Origin of the sequence: Nocardia sputorum (assembly GCF_027924405.1) — a bacterium.
Lineage (GTDB): Bacteria > Actinomycetota > Actinomycetes > Mycobacteriales > Mycobacteriaceae > Nocardia > Nocardia sputorum.
This window is the reverse complement of the sequence record NZ_AP026978.1, coordinates 7,188,169-7,205,195: the sequence shown is the minus strand read 5'-3', so window position 1 is coordinate 7,205,195 and position 17,027 is coordinate 7,188,169. Positions and strand designations below refer to the sequence as shown.

Annotated in this window: 13 protein-coding genes; 2 read left to right on the top strand and 11 right to left on the bottom strand. The window is 68.8% G+C overall.

From position 1 onward, the window contains the following. Positions 1-64 precede the first annotated feature (64 nt). The 7 genes from QMG86_RS32485 to QMG86_RS32455 all read right to left on the bottom strand — a co-directional run bounded on the left by QMG86_RS32485 (position 65) and on the right by QMG86_RS32455 (position 8,994). Positions 65-1,132: an alpha/beta hydrolase gene (locus QMG86_RS32485; protein ID WP_281876704.1), complete on the bottom strand. Its 1,068-nt coding sequence runs from the start codon at positions 1,130-1,132 to the stop codon at positions 65-67. A 229-nt stretch (positions 1,133-1,361) separates the two neighbouring features. Then, on the bottom strand, positions 1,362-3,293 hold the full coding sequence (locus QMG86_RS32480) for an arabinofuranosyltransferase AftB family protein (RefSeq protein ID WP_281876703.1): 1,932 nt from the start codon (positions 3,291-3,293) through the stop codon (positions 1,362-1,364). Between the two features lie 4 nt (positions 3,294-3,297). Continuing rightward, entirely contained in the window at positions 3,298-4,224 is a 927-nt protein-coding gene (locus tag QMG86_RS32475; protein WP_281876702.1) for a decaprenyl-phosphate phosphoribosyltransferase, read from the bottom strand. 1 nt (position 4,225) lies between these two features. Continuing rightward, positions 4,226-4,735, bottom strand: a complete 510-nt coding sequence (locus QMG86_RS32470) for a phosphatase PAP2 family protein (RefSeq protein WP_434085637.1) — start codon at positions 4,733-4,735, stop codon at positions 4,226-4,228. A gap of 128 nt (positions 4,736-4,863) precedes the next feature. Next, entirely contained in the window at positions 4,864-6,798 is a 1,935-nt protein-coding gene (locus QMG86_RS32465; protein WP_281876700.1) for a glycosyltransferase, read from the bottom strand. A gap of 7 nt (positions 6,799-6,805) precedes the next feature. After that, entirely contained in the window at positions 6,806-8,032 is a 1,227-nt protein-coding gene (glf, locus tag QMG86_RS32460; protein WP_281876698.1) for a UDP-galactopyranose mutase, read from the bottom strand. Positions 8,033-8,271: 239 nt separating this feature from the next. Further along, a complete protein-coding gene (locus QMG86_RS32455) occupies positions 8,272-8,994 on the bottom strand; it encodes an SDR family NAD(P)-dependent oxidoreductase (protein WP_281876697.1) in 723 nt (240 codons plus the stop codon). Positions 8,995-9,103: 109 nt separating this feature from the next. Here QMG86_RS32455 and QMG86_RS32450 point away from each other — a divergent pair, with 109 nt between their 5' ends. Beyond that, positions 9,104-9,736, top strand: coding sequence for a TetR/AcrR family transcriptional regulator (locus QMG86_RS32450; RefSeq protein ID WP_281876696.1), 633 nt, complete (start codon positions 9,104-9,106; stop codon positions 9,734-9,736). A 50-nt stretch (positions 9,737-9,786) separates the two neighbouring features. On the opposite strand, the gene QMG86_RS32445 is transcribed toward QMG86_RS32450, so the two are convergent. From QMG86_RS32445 to QMG86_RS32435, 3 genes are all read right to left on the bottom strand, one after another. Beyond that, the gene (locus QMG86_RS32445; protein WP_281876695.1) at positions 9,787-10,506 is read right to left on the bottom strand and encodes a hypothetical protein; all 720 of its coding nucleotides are present in this window, start codon (positions 10,504-10,506) and stop codon (positions 9,787-9,789) included. Positions 10,507-10,656: 150 nt separating this feature from the next. Next, positions 10,657-11,415, bottom strand: a complete 759-nt coding sequence (locus QMG86_RS32440) for a MerR family transcriptional regulator (protein WP_281876694.1) — start codon at positions 11,413-11,415, stop codon at positions 10,657-10,659. Positions 11,416-11,676: 261 nt separating this feature from the next. After that, the gene (locus tag QMG86_RS32435; RefSeq protein ID WP_281876693.1) at positions 11,677-13,203 is read right to left on the bottom strand and encodes a SpoIID/LytB domain-containing protein; all 1,527 of its coding nucleotides are present in this window, start codon (positions 13,201-13,203) and stop codon (positions 11,677-11,679) included. A gap of 290 nt (positions 13,204-13,493) precedes the next feature. On the opposite strand from QMG86_RS32435, the gene QMG86_RS32430 reads away from it, so the two are divergent. Continuing rightward, positions 13,494-16,067, top strand: coding sequence for an N-acetylmuramoyl-L-alanine amidase (locus QMG86_RS32430; protein ID WP_281876692.1), 2,574 nt, complete (start codon positions 13,494-13,496; stop codon positions 16,065-16,067). Positions 16,068-16,180: 113 nt separating this feature from the next. Here QMG86_RS32430 and QMG86_RS32425 read toward each other — a convergent pair whose 3' ends face one another. After that, a complete protein-coding gene (locus tag QMG86_RS32425) occupies positions 16,181-17,020 on the bottom strand; it encodes an HAD family hydrolase (RefSeq protein ID WP_159849150.1) in 840 nt (279 codons plus the stop codon). Between the last annotated feature and the right edge of the window lie 7 nt (positions 17,021-17,027).

Genomic DNA, 17,027 nt, shown 5'->3' with positions numbered 1-17,027 from the left:
AAACGCCGAAAGACCGCCCTGCGCCGGTGACGCGGAGCGGTCTTTCGTCGCTGCTGCCGGGTTACTACCCGATGTTCGCGGACAGATCCGGAATCATCCGGTAGACCTCGTCGGCCCAATAGTTCCAGTTGTGCACACCCACGGCCGGGAAGTCGTAGGTGACGTTGTTCGCGCCGAGGGTGAGCATGCGAACCTGGAACGCGCGGGTGTTGGCCAGCGCGAGCGCTTCCAGACCCATCGCGTTGAGCGTGTTGAAGCTGATGCCGTCCGCCCCACTCGGCAGACCGCTGCCCGCGGAGACCCACAGGCGGGTGTTGTTCGCCTTCAGTCGCGGCGCGAAGACGAACGGGTCCATCCGCAGCCACTGCGGGCCCCACGGCGGCGCCATCGCGTCGATGTTGTAGCCACCCGCGTCCAGCATGGCCACGCGCAGCGCCTCACGCATGCCAGGCGCGGAGATGTTCAGGTAGCCGGAGTACGAACCGGCGTAACGGAACTGGTCGGGGTGGTAGGCCGCCAGGGTGAGCGCCGCGCTGCCGCCCATGGACAGACCGAACACGCCGTTGCCGTTGGGGTTGAACCCGAGCCGGTCGCGCAGCGCCCAGCGCAAGTTGTTGGTGAGGAACGTTTCCCACTTGTAGGTGCTGGTCTTGCCGGGGCCGCCCGCGGAACCGGTCAGCAGGCCGGAGCCCGAGTTCGCCGAACCGGTGGAGGACGAGCCCGCGCTGCCCAGGCCGAAGAAGTCGCTGGGGCCGTTCCAGTCGGCGTAGAAGCTGGACTGGCCGCCGACCGGCATGACAACGTTGATGTTCCACTTGGTCAGCTCGCGCGCGACCTCGGTGTCGATCTCCCAGCCGCTCAAGTCGGTGCGCGCCCGCATGCCGTCCAGCGCGTAGACCACGCGCCCGGTATTGCCGTCCGCGGCGCGGAAGATGCGCGACTTGATCGGCCCCATTTCGGAATCGACCCAGAAGTCGAAGCCATCCGGATTGAACGCGGCGGAGGCCGGGGCGGCAGGGCCTGCCACCGACACCCCGAGCGGTAGCAGAACAGCCAGCGAAACCAGCATGGATCGCTTGAGCCAGGAACCTGCTCTTCGAGTTTTAAGACGACGCCCGATCACGCCTCGCATCAGTTTCAACCTTTCGTTTCACAAGCGACAGCGGCAAGCCGTCCACACGGTAACCCGCCGATGCCCACGACCGGTGGACGCCAGGCCGGGCATACGGTCGTAGCGTATATCGGTATCGACACGGTGGCGTTACCAAAAAGAGATAAAGCGAGGTACGCCACTTTACCTACCTCGCACAATGGGGCCACTGGGCCCACCGTGTCCGATGGGCCCAGTGTGATTCCAGGGGTCAGCGTGGCGCGACCGGTTGTGGGAACGGATCGACCAGTCCGCAACGCTGGATCTCGTACTTCGGCACCCGATCGATGCGGTACTTCGCGAACCGCAGCGCGTTGCGCAGGTTGTGCCGGAAACGCTCGAAGGTGAGCGGATCGCGGTAGGAGATCATCAGCGCCTGGGTGTCGGGGCAGGACATCGCGGTGCGCGCCTGGGTGACCCACTTCTCGTCCAGATACCAGGGCATCCACGGCTTCTTGTCCACCATGCCGGTGTCCACGACGACCCAGTCCGGGTACAGGCTCTTGTCGTGTCCGATCCGGCCGTCGGTGAGCCGATCGGTGTGCGCGGCCAGCGGGTAGGCCAGGCCCATCGGATCGATCACGGGCACGTCCAGCGGGACGTTCATGCTCGTCATCCCGAGATTCAGGAAGTAGACCGTGTGCCCGGCGCCGCCGTCCGGAATCGGCTGGGGCGGTGGAGCGATGTACCAGAACATGAACGACGGCGAGTTGAGCAGCAGCCCACCGTTCGGACTGTTGGCGATGTCGTCGACCATCGCGCGAATACGCGGATAGTCCAGGTAGTCCTCGGCCAGGATCGGGTGGTCGTGCCCGGTGTTGAGCACGTAGTAGACGCGCTCGTCGACGATGCCGGTGGAGGTGATCTTGGTGCCGGTCTTGATCGCCGTGGTGTCGGCCGCGAACAGCGCCCAGCCCGCGACCGCGACGAACGCCACCGCGATCGCCGCGAGGGACCAGTCGGCGGTGGTCGCCGCACGCACCCCGCCCTGCGGCGCCCGGATCGGAAGCACCGCGACCGGCAGCAACAGCAGGAACAACTGCGGCAGCAGCATCCGGCCGTGCATGAAGTCGCCGCCGACCCGCAGCGCGTACACGGTCAGCAGAAACCCGCTGAGCAGGACCGTGGTGACCACCGCGCCCGGGGAGCGCAGCCACTCCCGAAACCGGTGCACCGACCAGCCGCGCGTCTCGTCACCGGCGTTCCGGCCCGGCCGCGTGCGTGCGGCGAGCACACCGGCGACCAGCAGCACCAGCAGCGGCGCCCACAAGAAGTACGGACCGACCAGGTCCCAGAGGTAAGTGAAGCCCTGCCCCCATTTGGCGCCGCCCGCGTCCTTCGCGACGGCGGTGTTGGGGTAGGGCAGCCCGTAGTAGCCCATTCGCCAGATCTGGTACCCCAGCGGAACCAGCCCGGCCACCGCGACGATCACCGAGCGCAGCACGATCGGCCGCAGCCTGCTCTCCGGCATCGGGGCGAAGAAGATCATCAGCAGCGCCAACGCGCCGACCAGCGTCATCTCGGGACGGATCAGCGGCGCGAGCCCGGCGAGGAAGACCAACCCGAGCAGGCCGGGCAGACGCACCGACTTCGCCTGGCTCCAGCGCATCAGCTGCCACCACAGCAGGCCGATCCAGCAGATCACCAGGCCGCTTTCCAGGCCCGAGGTGACGTAGTCGCGTGCCGGGGGCAGCGCGATGTAGACCAGCACGCCCGCTGGCAGCAGCAGGCCGGCGCCCGTCCCGCCCCACAGCCGCGCCGAACCGAGCATGGCGAAGACGATCGCCGCCAGCGACACCGTGATGGCGACGCCGAGCACCACGTACTCGAGCCGCGCCTGGGTCAGCCAGCTGAAGAACCAGACCAGGTAGGTCCACGCGGTGCTGGTGTTGGTTTCGACCCGCTCGCCCGCGTTGAAGACGGGACCGTTGCCCGCCAGCAGATTGCGCACGGTGCGCAACACGATGAGACCGTCGTCCGCGATCCACCGTCGCTGCCAGCCTCCGACCGCGAAAAGGACAACGGTGAGAGCGATCCCACCGACGAACGTGGCTTTGGATAGACGCGCGAACCGCGACGCGGAGCGGGCCTGCGCATCGGCAGGCCGCTCCGCCGCGTATTCCGTTTGCTCCGCTACCAGCATCTCGTCAGGTGAGATAGACAGCGACACCTACCGCTCCGATCCAGGCAATTGCGAGGAACTGCAGGACGCGGTCCCCCAGCGCGATCTCTTCCGGCTCCCCGGCCTCGCCGCCGTCGACGTCGACCGCGTAACGCAGGATCGCGATCGTGAACGGGATCATCGAGATCCCGAACCAGTTGGTGTCCTTGATGCCGTCCTGCTGGAACGCCCAGAGACCGTAGAACACCACGACCGCCGTCGCGGCCAGCGTCCAGATGAAACGCAGGTAGGTGGGGGTGTAGTACTCCAGCGACTTGCGGATCTTGGCGCCGGTGCCCAACGCGATCTGAAGTTCCGCGTAGCGCTTGCCCGCCGCCATGAACAGCGAGCCGAAGGCCATGATCAGCAGGAACCACTGCGACAGATCGATGTCCGCCGCCGCGCCACCGGCCACCGCGCGCAGCAGGAAGCCGGAGGACACGATGCAGATGTCCAGCACGGCCTGATGCTTGAGCCCGAAGCAGTAGGCCAGCTGGATACCGATGTAGACCGCCATCACCACGGCCAGCTGCCACGAGGCGAGGAACGATCCCGCGATCGACCCCGACAGCAGCAGCGCCGACAGCAGGTAGGCCAGGTTCACCGGGACGACGCCCGCGGCGATCGGCCGGAACCGCTTGGTCGGGTGCGCCCGGTCGGCTTCCACATCGAGCGCGTCGTTCACCAGGTAGATGCCCGAGGCCGCCATGCAGAACACCACGAAGGCGATGCCGACGTGCGCCAGCACGTCCACGTCGGTGACCGTCCCCGCTGCCAGCGGCGCGGCGAGCACCAGGACGTTCTTGACCCACTGCCGTGGACGGACTGCCTTGAACAGACCGCCGGCCAGCGTCTTGGGCGGGCCCTTGACAACCGCCTCGGCCAGGTCGGCGCCGGTCGGCTCTTCACTCATGTCAACCAAGGCTCTTTCTTGTGCGGTCACTGTCGAGTCTCTTTTCGGCGGCGAGCAGGGCGGCGGCCGACGCGGCGCCGAGCGCGGAACCGGCGAGCACGTCGGTGGGGTAGTGCACCCCGAGGACCACCCGGGAAAGCAGCATCGGGGGGACGAGCACCGCAGGCAAGGGTAGCCCGGTCAGTCTGCCGAGCAACACGGCCGCTGCCGTCGTCGAGGTCGCGTGCGAGGACGGGAAGCTGAGTTTGCTCGGCGTTCCCACGTTGACCTGCACCGACGGATCGTTCGGACGGGGACGGCGGACGATGCGCTTGATGACGATCGAGGCCGCGTGGGCGCCGACCGCGCCGACCGCGACCCCGGCCCACTGTCTGCGCCGCGGCTTGTCCACCAGCCAGCCCGCGGCGGCGATGCCGACCCAGCCGAGCGCGTGCTCACCGAAGTGCGACAGGCCGCGCGCCGCGGATACCACGGCGGGTTTGCTGCCGAGGGCGGCCTGCACGGCGTTGATGACGGCGACCTCAGCCGGCGCCTGCCGCCCCGCCGCCGCCGGTTGCGCGGACACCGGGCCGCCGTGCCCGTTGGCGCTGTGCAACGGCGGCTGCGCCACCGCGTCGTCGGCGGCGCTCGCTCCCAGACTCACTGCTGTCCATCCTTCGTGTCGATGCCGAAGACCTTCTCCCACGCCGCGGTGCTGGTCAGCTGCGGATGGGCGGCGCGGTAGCGCTGCTGCATCTCCGGGAAGCGGGCGGCCAGCTCCTTGCGCAGGCGCATGGCCTCCTTGAACAGGCCGAGCGCCTGGCGCGGGTCGCGCTTGCGGTAGACCACGCCGCGCCCGTCGGCCGTCGTGACGGTGACGCCGTCGACCTGCGAGAGCAGGAACCAGCGCGCGTCCAGGGTCGGCACGTTCAACTGCGGGGTCTCGTGATGTTCGGGATGCGCGGGGCGGAAGTTGTGCACCACGCCCTTGGCCAGCCGGACCACCTTGGCGATCGGATTGGCAGGCTCGCCGACCGCGCCGACGCCGATGTGGCTGGCCAGCGGCAGTTCCGTGGACGAGGGCAGGATCACCGCGTCGGGGTACTGCCTGCGCAGTTCGTGCACCGCGCCCAGCGCACTGGGCAGCAGCTGGAACAACCGTTCGGGGCCCGCGAGGAAGTCGCGAATGGCGAGGTTCTGGATCGCGACCGTCGAGTACTCGAGGCACAGCAGGTGTTTCAGCGTGGCCTTGATCGTGTTGACCACCATGCCGCGCCCGTTGCCCGGCAGGTGCAGCGAGGCCACGACCAGGCGATTGCGCAGGTGGAAGTACGCCTGCCAGTCGATGGCGTCGTCCTTGTCGCTCCAGGCCATGTGCCACACCGCCGCGCCGGGCAGGGTGACCGTCGGGTACCCGGCCGCGCGGGCGCGCAGGCCGTACTCCGCGTCGTCCCACTTCAGGAACAGCGGCAGCGGCTGGCCCAGCTCCTCGGCGACGCGGCGCGGGATGACGCAGGTCCACCAGCCGTTGAAGTCGACGTCGATGCGCCGGTGCAGCAGCTTGGAGTTGTCCCGGTCCTTGAGCGGGTATTTGGAGAAATCGTGGTCGTACTCGACGTTCGGCGCCGCGGTCCACATGAAGATGCCGCGATCGACGACCTCGCCCATGACGTGCAGGTGCGAGCGTTCCTGCAGGTTGAGCATCTGGCCGCCGACCAGTACCGGCGACTTGGCGAAGCGGGCGAAGGCCAGCGCGCGCAGGATCGAGTCGGGCTCGATCTCGATGTCGTCGTCCATGTAGACGATGTACTCGGCATCGGTGGTCTTCAGCGCCTCGTACATCACCCGGCTGTAGCCGCCGGACCCGCCGAGATTGGGCTGGTCGTGGATGGACAGGCGGTCACCGAGCGCCGCCGACGATTCCGCGAAGCCCGGCTCGTCGACGACCTTCTTGGTGCCCTGGTCCGGGATGATGACGGCCTTGATCTTCTCCAGCACCAGGGGGTCCGAACCGAGGGCGGCGAGCGTCTTCACCGCGTCGGTGGGCCGGTTGAAGGTGGGCATGCCGACCGCGATGCTGCCCTCGCCGGGCGCCTCGACCGGCGCGTACCAGCCCCCGGACAGCAGCGTGACCGCCGTGTCGCTGGTGATGTCGAACCAGATCCAGCCGCCGTCCTCGAACGGGCTCAGATCGGTCTCGAATTCCACGACGACCGAGTCGGCGCCGGTCGCGACCGCGAACTCCTTGCCCTGCACGTGGATTCGCGAACCATCGGCCTTCGAGCGGTACACGTCCACCCGGCCGTGGCCGGCCAGTTCCAAGCGCAGCACCACCGACGACAGGACGCTCCAGCGCCGCCAGTAGCTCGCGGGCAGCGCGTTGAAGTAGGTGCAGAACGAGACCTCGGACTCCGCGCCGATCGACAGGGAGGTGCGGGTGGTCGCGTGCGCACGCCTTGCGTTGGTCTCCGACTCCTCGACATAGAGCGTGCGCACGTCCAGCGGCTCACCCGGCCGGGGCAGGATGATGCGCTGCAACAGCGACTTCGCGCGGGTCTCGGTGGTCATGTCTTCCAGAATGGATTGGGAGGTCATCGCGCTCCTACGCCTCCTGGTCGACCAGCGGAGCGCCGTCCGCGAGATGCGGGCGCAGCACGTTGTCGAACATGCTCAGCGCGCTGCCGATCGCCATGTGCATATCGAGATACTGATAGGTGCCGAGGCGGCCGCCGAAGACGACCTTCGCGGTGGCGGTCTCCTGCTTGGCCAGCTCGCGGTAGGCCAGCAGTTTCGCCCGGTCCTCGGGGGTGTTGATCGGGTAGTACGGCTCGTCGCCGGTCTGCGCGAACCGGGAGTACTCCCGCATGATCACGGTCTTGTCGGTGGGGTAGTCGCGCTCGGGGTGGAAGTGGCGCGGCTCGATGATGCGGGTGTAGGGCACGTCCGCGTCGTTGTAGTTCATCACCGATGTGCCCTGGTAGTCGCCGACCGGCAGCACTTCGGTCTCGAAATCGATGGTGCGCCAGCCCAGCTCGCCCTCGCTGTAGTCGAAGTAGCGGTCCAGGGGGCCGGTGTAGACCACCGGCGCGTCCGGGTTCTCGGCGCGCAGCTGCTCGCGCACCTCGAACCAGTCGGTGTTCAGGCGCACCTCGATCAGGTCGGAGGCGGCCATGTTCTCCAGCCACTTCGTGTAACCCTCGCGGGGCAGGCCCTCGTAGGTGTCGTTGAAGTAGCGGTTGTCGAAGGTGTAGCGGACCGGGAGACGGGTGATGTTGCCTGCGGGCAGTTCCTTCGGGTCGGTCTGCCACTGCTTGGCGGTGTAGTCGCGCACGAACGCCTCGTACAGCGGGCGGCCGATCAGCGAGATGGCCTTCTCCTCGAGGTTCTGCGCGTCCTTGGTCTCGATCTCCGAGGCCTGCTCCGCGATCAGCGCGCGCGCCTCGTCCGGCGAGAAGTAGCGGCCGAAGAATTGGGAGACCAGACCGAGGCCCATCGGGAACTGGTAGGCCTGCCCTTTGTGCATCGCGAAGACGCGGTGCTGGTAGCCGGTGAACTCGGTGAACTGGGTGACGTAGTCCCACACCCGCTTGTTCGACGTGTGGAACAGGTGCGCGCCGTACTTGTGGATCTCGATCCCGGTTTCCGGATCCGGCTCGGAATAGGCGTTGCCACCGAGGTGGTGGCGCCGTTCGATCACCAGAACCCGTTTACCCAGCACGGTGGCGGCGCGTTCGGCAACGGTCAGCCCGAAGAATCCGGAGCCGACGACGATCAGATCGAACTGTGAGGCGGAATGGACGGAGTTACCCGGGGACGATGCGACGGTCACGGGAGCCCAGAGTATCGGAAGTCCCCGCCACGTCCGGGTGGAGTCGGAACTGTGCGCACCGGCACCGCTCGGCGTACCCGTTTTCACGTCCTCGACCTCGGCATTTCGCCGGAAGTTTGCCGTAATGGACTTCTCTGGCAACCGACCGGTTGTTTACTCCGGCGGCCGCAGGATCGCGCCCGGTTTCGCGGTGCGCTCCGCGTCCGGCCGGGCGCGATCAACCGTCCTTCCGCGTCTGCTCAGGCCGGGAAACCGACGTCGAGCTCGACCTTGTCCCTGTCGGTGTACAGCCGCCAATAGTGCTCGCCGAGCTCGTCGCCGCTGATGCGGACGATCTCCAGGCCCTCCGGCACCACTTCCGGATGCTCGTCGACGATCCGCGCGGCCTTGCTGCCCTCGATCAGCGCGCCGATATTGAGCAGTCCGACGTAGACGCCGGTGCCGCGCAGTTCCACCTCGAGCTGGCGCAGGTAGCCGCGCTGCGCGGCCAGCGCGATGCCGAAGTTGGCCAGGTAGGGCGCCACGAAACGCTCGGACGAGCCCGACGAGAACAGCAACGCGCCGTCGCCTCGCTCCACCATCTTCGGCGCGAGCGCCCTCGTCACCAGGATCGGCGAGTGCAACTTCAACGCGACCGGTGCGTCCAGCGAAGGGATGTCCACCTCCAGGGTCGATGGCAGCCGGTCGCTCATGTTGCCCGCCGCGCCGTGCATGGCGACGTCGATCGGCCCGAAGGTCGCCTCGATCTCCGCGATCACGCCGGTGACCTGCGCGGCGACGGTCACGTCCGCGGGGAAGGCGGCGGCTTCGACGCCTTCGGCCGTCAGCTCGTCGGCATGCCGCCGTGCCTTCTCGGGGTCGCGCCCGATGACGGCCACCCGGAACCCTTCACGCCCGAATCGGCGTCCCGTGCCGACGCCGAGACCGGGTCCATACCCGAAGATCGCGATGGTCTTGGACATTGCCACTCCTGAATAAGTTGAGACATGGTTCAAGTTCACCGCCGACGGTACACCTAAGTTGAATCTATGATCAACATATCCGGATGCGTGCGATTTGTAGGATCGGGCCGTGGACAAGCCGTTACGCAGCGATGCCCAGCGCAACCGGGACGCGCTCGTGACCGCCGCCCGCGCCGTCTTCTCCGAACGCGGCCTCGACGCGCCCCTCAAGGAGATCGCCGCCCGCGCGGGAGTCGCCATCGGCACGCTCTACAACCGCTTCCCCACCCGTGACGACCTCATCGCCGCCGCGGTCGAGGACCGGATCGAAGCGGGCAGCCGCATCGCCGAGGACGCGCTGGCCATCGATGACCCTTGGGACTCGTTCGTCTACCTGGTGGAGCAGGTCTGCGCGCTGCAAGCCGCCGATCGGCTGCTCAGCGAACTGGCCGTGCGGGCCGCGCCCAGCCGCGCCATCGCGCGCGCCCAGGAGTACGGCCACGGCCTGATGCGCCGGATCATCACCCGCGCGCAGGAGGCGGGGGTCCTGCGCGCCGATTGGGTACTCGAGGACATCGCCTTCATCACCTGGTCACACACCAGAATCGTCGAGGCGACCAGTCACATCGCCCCCGAGGCCTGGCGTCGCCATCTGGGCCTGATACTCGACGGCCTGCGCGCGGAAGCGGCCCATCCGCTGCCGGTGCCGCCGATCACCGAAGATCAACTGATGCACGCGCTCGGGCGCGACGACCAGACCTAGTGGGCCGTGCCGTGGGCTCGAGTCGCACCGAGTGAGCCCCTGACAGCGCGTCAGCGTGGCGATCGCGACTGCGGGGCGGGCGGGTGTTGACCGAACTGCGGTTCCGGTGGCTGACCACCGGATGGGTACACCGGAAACGCAGCACCGGACTGCGGCACCGGTGACGCGGCACCGGACTGCGGCATCGGCGACTCGGCACCGAACTGCGGCGTTGGTGGCTGGGTACCGAACTGCGGCACTGGCGACCGGTGGCCGGGCTGCGGCAGGGGCGCAGGTGAAACAGTCGGGCGGCCGGGCGGACTCGTCGCGATCGCGACGAGCGCGACCGAGCAGAGAGCCGCCCCGAGGATCAGGTAGAACGGCGAGGCCGCCGACTGCGCCGCCACACCGTACTCGCCGCCATAGGTCGCCGTTATCAGGCCGCCGAAGAATCCCCATGCGGAGCCGATCAGCACCGCGGGCCGCCCAGCCGACTTGCCGAGCAGCAGCAGGACCGCACCGGCGATCAGGACCAGCGCCTGCAACGCGGATACCGCGAGCAGGATTTCCTGCACGCTACGAATACGGGTCGCAGCCCACCAGGCGTCGAAATCCTTGGTCGCGTCGGGAAGTCCGCTGGTCGAGCTGTTGAGTTCCCTGATGCCGAACAGCGCGCCGACACAGATTCCGCCACCACCGAGACAGGCCCCGATCACCGCCAACGCGGCGTGCCAGGTCGACGGCGCTTTGTTGCCGGCCCGCACCCCGGGCTGACCGTACGAATTGTTCATCGAACCCCCTCGGCACCGAACCCTACCGCTCCGTCCCGACAGAAATCGACCCGAGAGCGACACTCGCACAAGGGAATGGGCGGCCTTCGACGACCGAACGACCGGCGGCCGGTACGCGCGCATGCGTACCGGCCGCCGGATGGTTGTGTGCTACAGCCGCTGTTCGGCGTAGACCTTCATCGCGTCCCGGACGAACTCGGCGGTACCCGCGCCGTGCACGTCGTAGTTCTGCGCGAAACGCGGGTCGGCCACGTACATCTCGCCCAGGTTGACGAACGCCTCCCGCACCACCGGACGCCCCTGCCAGCCGATGCCGATCCAGTCGTAGTGGCGCTGGACGATGGCCTGCACCTGCTCGGCGTCGGGCGCGAGCCCGGCGGCGCGGGCCCGGCCGTAGTCGGCGGCGATGTCGAGATGGGTCTGCTGGAAGGCTTTCTTGTCCGCGTCGGACATCGAGCGCCACCAGCGGTCACCGCTCTCGTAGGCGTCCTTGCCCCAGCGTTCGATCACCTCGTCCTTGTACTTCGTGTGGTCGAAGCCGTCGAAAACTTCCGCAGCCACGAGTTGTTCACCTCTTTCCGTCTTGTGCAGCGTGGTTTGCACCGACTCGATCTGCCGCCGGATCCGATCCTGTTCCTGCCGCAGCAGGCCCAGGTGCGTGCGCAGCGCGGCGGCGGTGTCCTGCTCTCCGGCGAGGACTTCGGCGATGACCGGAAGGCCGAGGCCGAGTTCACGCAGCAGCAGGATGCGTTGCAACCGCACGAGGGCGGCCTGGTCGTAGTAGCGGTAGCCGTTGGCCCCGATCCGGCTGGGCGGCAACAGCCCCAGCTGCCCGTAGTGGCGCAGCGTGCGACTGGTGGTACCGGCCGCCTTCGCCAGATCCTGAATGGACCATTCCCCGGTCCGCATGACCTGCCCCTCGTTTCTTGCTCTCGTCGGTGTAACCAGCTTGCAAGTTGACGTTACGTCAAGGTCAACTGCTTTCGCGGGGCAATTTCACCCTGACCGAAATACCGGTGCGGGAGCGGACCGGACGAGCGCCGGCCAGGACGAGCAGGGGCATGCGGTGCGCGGACCACCCTATGGACCGGGCGTCGCTCAGAGTGGTCGCGGTACCGAGCATCGCCGCGCGGTGAGCGCCCGCCAGAGGGTTGCCGCAGTTCGGTCGAGTTACGAGCTCGTACCACCGAGCGTGCCCGCCTGATCAGTCGTGGGAACGCCACCGACCTCAGGCGCCACGATCCCCCTGGGTGCAGCAGCGCTGGACGTAGCCGGGCCGGGTGCCGTGCTGGGGGAAACGGCCTGCGATCCAGCGGATTCCGGGACCTCTTGCAGCATGCGGGAGTAGTCCACGACCTGCGCGCCCAATGTGGGCGTCACGATGATGACGCCGTTGGTGTACATCCGGTAGGTGCCCGCGCGCTGCGGCAGGATCATCTCTGGTCCGAGCGGCGTCCCGATACCGCTCGCGGCGCCGCCGATGCGGCGATACTCGGCATCGACTGCCGATTCGGCGACCGCCGCTTGCGCACGGGGACCCCCGGGCGAACCGGGGGTGACCGCCACCTGCCCACGCGGATCCACAGGCGAACCGGGGGTGACCGCCACCTGCCCACGCGGATCCACAGGCGAACCGGGGGTGACCGCCACCTGCCCACGCGGATCCACAGGCGAACCGGGCGTGACCGCCACCTGCCCACGCGGATCCACAGGCGAACCGGGCGTGACCGCCACCTGCCCACGCGGATCCACAGGCGAACCGGGCGTGACCGCCACCTGCGTGCGGGGATCTTCAGCGGGCGCGGTGGTGACCAACTCCTCCGGCGCGGGTCCGACATCCAAGGTGTGGATGTCGGTGGGCTCCGCTCCGCCGGGTGCGGCGGAGTACTCCGTTCGCAGGATCCGGCCCTCGCGCAGCAGGACCGCACCCGTCGTGGCCGCGACGGCGGCCGCGGTGCGCGGATCCTCCTGCGCGGTACCGGGATACCTCTGGCAGGCGGTCGTATCGCAGGTCTGCGCGTACGGGTAGCGCTGTTCGGCGAGGGCGTAGGAGCGCGCCGCGATCGCCTGGGCCCGCAGTGCCTCGGCCGCGCCCTTGTCCGCCCAGTTGGGCTGCACCTCGGCCGGGACCACGCCGAGCAGATAGTCCTCGACGTCCACCTGGTTGACCACGCGGGCCGCGCCGTCCTCGAGGGCGACGCCCAGTGCGCCGCGATACGCCGGACCACCGCACAATGTGAGATGTTCCGCCGCCGGGCGGTTCGGCTCGGGATCGACCGGATGAATCCAAGGGTCGTCGGTCGCCGCCTGCCATAGCACCGCACCGTCGCAGCCGACCGTCACGACCACGCTCGCGCCGCCGCCCGGCAGCGCCGTCAGGTGCGCAACCTGGCCGGGCGCCACCTCCCGGCCCGCAACCCGCAGACCGGCAGCCGCGAAGACGCCCAGCGAGGAGTCGTCCCGCGCCATGAGGCGAACCCGCACGGCCGTGGGCGCGATGGTGGCGAGCGTCGCGCCACGGTAGTAGTGCGCGAGTATGTGTTCGGCTCTCCACCCCGCTCGCGCGTGGTCGAAGGCGCCGACTTGGCTCATGCCCCGCCCGTGCCCCGGTCCGGCCAGGGGGCGATACGGCGTATCGACCGGCCCACCCGAGACCGCGAAGAGGGCGCCGGCGATCATGCCGACTCCGATCAGCATGACGGGCGCCGATCCGGTGCCGCCCGGGCGCGTGCCGCATTTTCCCGTCCCCCGCATGCGTGCTTGACGAGGCATCCGTTCACTCCCACGGTTTCCAGGGCCGGTAGTTATCCACCTTTTACATTGGTTTCCGAGACGCGCCAGCAATCAACCAGCTACATTCAGGCAATCACATAATCCTCAACCAGAGGTTTAGCCCTGTGACAAATGTGGCTATTGTGACCATTGATACATCAGGAAGTAACTCGGAATCACCCGTGATCACTGGTTCGACCTGATTGGAGACGCTCGTGCGGTACCGCAAACCGAAACGTTCCTACGTCCTCCCGGTGGTCACCACCCTCGCGGTAGCCGCCCCGCTCGGCACTCTCACCCTCGGCGATTCGTCCGACTACCGCACCGCCACCAACAGCGAACCGGCCGCCGTTCCGGCCGAACTGGCCGAGGTCGCGCTCACGCACGCTCCCGATATCGTGTTGCCGCTGCGCGAACTCGCCGGACTGACCCTGCCTGATCTGCATCTTTCCGATCTGCGCATGCTGCAGGGCGCCGCGTCCATTCCGATTCCCGACGCACCTCTGCCACCGGACGCGCGGCCACCGGAAGGAATACGACTACCCAGCTCGAATTCCGGCCAAACCTCCGAACCGGAATTCGATCCGAATCGACGACCTGAGCACCCGAATTCCGCTGCTCAGCCGATTTCCGGACACGCCACCGGCAGTGTGCGCTTCATCGCGGATCCCACTCGGCTGCAGCCCGGCACCACGCCCGACACTCCCGCGCTGTCTCCCGGCGCCGTGAGCCCCGACCTGCTGAGTCGAGTGGGGGCCCAGGTGAAGGAACTCTCCAGCGACACCCCGTTCAGCATGGTCGCCCTCACCGCCCGCGAGCTGACGGACACCAAGGCCACGATCCGGGCACGGCAGCCCGACGGCACCTGGGGGCCGTGGTACGACACCGAGCCGGTCGACACCCACCGCACCGACCGATCCGGCCCCGGCGCGACCGACGGCACCGAGCCGATCTACGTCGGCGACACGACGGCCGTCCAAGTCCTGGTCACCCGCAAGCAGACGGCAGCGGGCGCGATCCAGCCGGTGGCGCAGCCGGCACCCGTCGCGGCCGACCCGGCGCAACCGGCCCCGGATGACCCGGCTCGGCAACCGGCCGCGCGCTCCGACGACTCGGCCCAGCAAGTCGCGGACCTGACCGCCGTCCTCATCGATCCCGGCCGCGGCGCCACCGACGGCGAACTGCGCAACGTCGCCGCGGCGCTGCCCGGCGGCGGGCCCACCGTGATCACGCGCGCCCAGTGGGGCGCAGACGAATCCATCCGCTGCGACGAGCCGACCTACGACGACGGTCTCGGCGGCGTCACGGTGCACCACACCGCGGGCCGCAACGATTACAGCAAGTCCGAGTCGGCGGGCATCGTCCGCGCGATCTACACCTATCACGCGAAGACGTTGGGCTGGTGCGACATCGGCTACAACGCGCTGGTCGACAAGTACGGCCAGATCTTCGAGGGACGTTTCGGCGGCCTCGACCGCCCGGTGCAGGGCGCGCACGCGGGCGGGTTCAACGAGAACACCTCCGGCGTCGCCCTGATGGGCAACTACGAGTCCGAGCAACCGACGGAAGCGGCGATCGAGGCCATCGGCGCGTTCGTGGGCTGGCGCACCAAGGTGGCCGGACTCGACCCCAAGGGCTCCACCACGATGGTCTCCGAGGGGACTTCCTACACCCCCTACGCCCAAGGCGAGTCGGTGCGGTTGCCGGTCGTCTTCGCGCACCGCGACGTCGGCAACACCACGTGTCCCGGCGACGCCGCGTACGCGCTGATGGATCGAATCCGCGATATCGCCGCGGGCGCTCCTGGCGCGCCCGGCGCGCCCAGCGGCGCCGACAGCCCGCCCCCGGCAACCGGCGAGGTCGACGTGTCAGCCCTCGCGGCATTGACCACCAAGCTGCTGAACATGGTGCAGGACAACATCATCGCCAAGCACTGGTCGCAGTCCGGCGGACCGAATGGCCCGCTCGGCGCCGTCCGGTCGGACGTGCTGCCCGCCGCGCAGGGCCAACAGTTCGCCAAGTTCTCCAACGGCTACGTCTACACCGCGCCGGACGGACAGGTCGTCGAGGTGCTCGGCACGATCCTGGACCGCTTCCTGCAGCTCGGCGCCGACACGGGTGTGCTCGGCCTCCCCCTGCACAACGCCTACCCGGTCCCGGACGGCCTGCGCGCCGACTTCGAGCACGGCTCACTGATACTCAACCAGCTGACGGGCCTCGTCACGACGGTGTGGAAGACCTACAACGACACTTACCGAGAGGAGATTGGCCGGAACCCGGTCGCGGCGCAGGTAAGCGCCCCGATTCCGGCCGATGCTCCGGCTCCGGCCGCCCCGGCGAACGGGGCTCCGGCCGCAGCGGCTCCCGGCCTCCCGACCGACGGCGCCCCGGCCGCCACCGCTCCGGGCCTCCCGACCAACGGCGCCCCGGCCAACGGCGCCCCGGCTGATGCCCCCGCTCCGGCCGCAACGGCTCCGGCTCTCCCGGCCAACCGCGCTCCGGCCGCCACAGCTCCAAACGCCCCGGCCAACGGCGCTCCGGCCGCCCCGGCTCCGGCTGACGCGCAGAACGCGAACGGCGCACCGGCCTCAGCCACCCCCGCACCGTCCGTCGGCACGACACCTGAGCCGAGAACCCCACTCGCCCAGACACCGGCACGGCCAGGCGCACCGGCCTTCACCGGACCGTCGCAACCGGACCCGCAGCACCCGGCCGCCGTGCACTCACCACACGATCCGGCCCCGGCCCAAGCCGCGTTCGCCGCTCCATCGCCATCACCTGAAGGCTGATCCAGGAAAGTGACTGTCGCCCGGAGCCCGCGCCCCATGCGCGGGCTCCGAGTCGTTCCGGCACCTCCACGCGCTCGTGGAGCCCTCCCGGGCCGGAAGCGGTTCGATACAGCTCACACCCACCAGCGCTCGAGGACGCGCGCGACTCCGTCGTCGGTGTTGGCCTCGGCGATCTCGTCGGCGGCGGCCAGCGCCTCGGGATGGGCGTTGCGCATCGCGACGCCGTGACCGGCCATGGTGAGCATGGGGACGTCGTTGGGCATGTCGCCGAACGCGACGATGGTGGACTCGTCCACGCCGAGCCGCTGGGCGACCACCGCCAGCCCGGCGGCCTTGGTGATGCCGGGCGCGGACAGTTCGATGAGCCCGTGCTCGGTCGAATAGGTGATGTCGGCACGCTCGCCGATCAGCGGAGCGAGCACCGCGCGCATGTCCGAGCTGCGCGCGCCGGGCAACCGGATCAGCATCTTGATGGCGGGCGCGTCGATGACCTCCTCGCGGGCGACCGAGGTGTCGTCCGGGTTGAGCCAGGCGTGCTCGTACTGTGGCGAGCTGACGAATTGCGGCGTCACCGCGTCGTGCGCGCTCTCCCCGACGCGTTCGGCCGCGAGACCGCAGCCGGGCAACGCCCGCTCGGCGACGTCGGCGAGCCAGGCGAGCGTCGGCACGTCCAACGTCATACTCACCAGCACCCGGTCGGCGGCGCTGTCGTAGATCACCGCGCCGTTGCCGCACACACACAGCGGCGCGTACCCCAGACCTTGCACCACCGGATCGATCCAGCGCGGCGGACGCCCCGTGGCCAGCACGAACGGCACGCCGTCGGCGATCAGGGCGCCGACCGCCGCCTTGGTCCGCGCGGTGACCCGCTCGTCGTGATCGATGAGCGTGCCGTCCACATCGGTGGCGACCATCTTCGGCTTGGGCAGGTGCAGGGGCGTCACCCATTCCATCCTGCCG

What these genes read in the sequence shown, in the direction of transcription:
- QMG86_RS32480 (WP_281876703.1), bottom strand. Translation starts at nt 3,293, where the DNA reads ATGCTGGTAGCGGAGCAAACGGAATACGCGGCGGAGCGGCCTGCCGAT.
- QMG86_RS32440 (WP_281876694.1), bottom strand. Translation starts at nt 11,415, where the DNA reads ATGCGGACCGGGGAATGGTCCATTCAGGATCTGGCGAAGGCGGCCGGT.
- QMG86_RS32485 (WP_281876704.1), bottom strand. Translation starts at nt 1,132, where the DNA reads ATGCGAGGCGTGATCGGGCGTCGTCTTAAAACTCGAAGAGCAGGTTCC.
- QMG86_RS32445 (WP_281876695.1), bottom strand. Translation starts at nt 10,506, where the DNA reads ATGAACAATTCGTACGGTCAGCCCGGGGTGCGGGCCGGCAACAAAGCG.
- QMG86_RS32465 (WP_281876700.1), bottom strand. Translation starts at nt 6,798, where the DNA reads ATGACCTCCCAATCCATTCTGGAAGACATGACCACCGAGACCCGCGCG.
- QMG86_RS32475 (WP_281876702.1), bottom strand. Translation starts at nt 4,224, where the DNA reads ATGAGTGAAGAGCCGACCGGCGCCGACCTGGCCGAGGCGGTTGTCAAG.
- QMG86_RS32425 (WP_159849150.1), bottom strand. Translation starts at nt 17,020, where the DNA reads ATGGAATGGGTGACGCCCCTGCACCTGCCCAAGCCGAAGATGGTCGCC.
- QMG86_RS32455 (WP_281876697.1), bottom strand. Translation starts at nt 8,994, where the DNA reads ATGTCCAAGACCATCGCGATCTTCGGGTATGGACCCGGTCTCGGCGTC.
- QMG86_RS32435 (WP_281876693.1), bottom strand. Translation starts at nt 13,203, where the DNA reads ATGCTGATCGGAGTCGGCATGATCGCCGGCGCCCTCTTCGCGGTCTCG.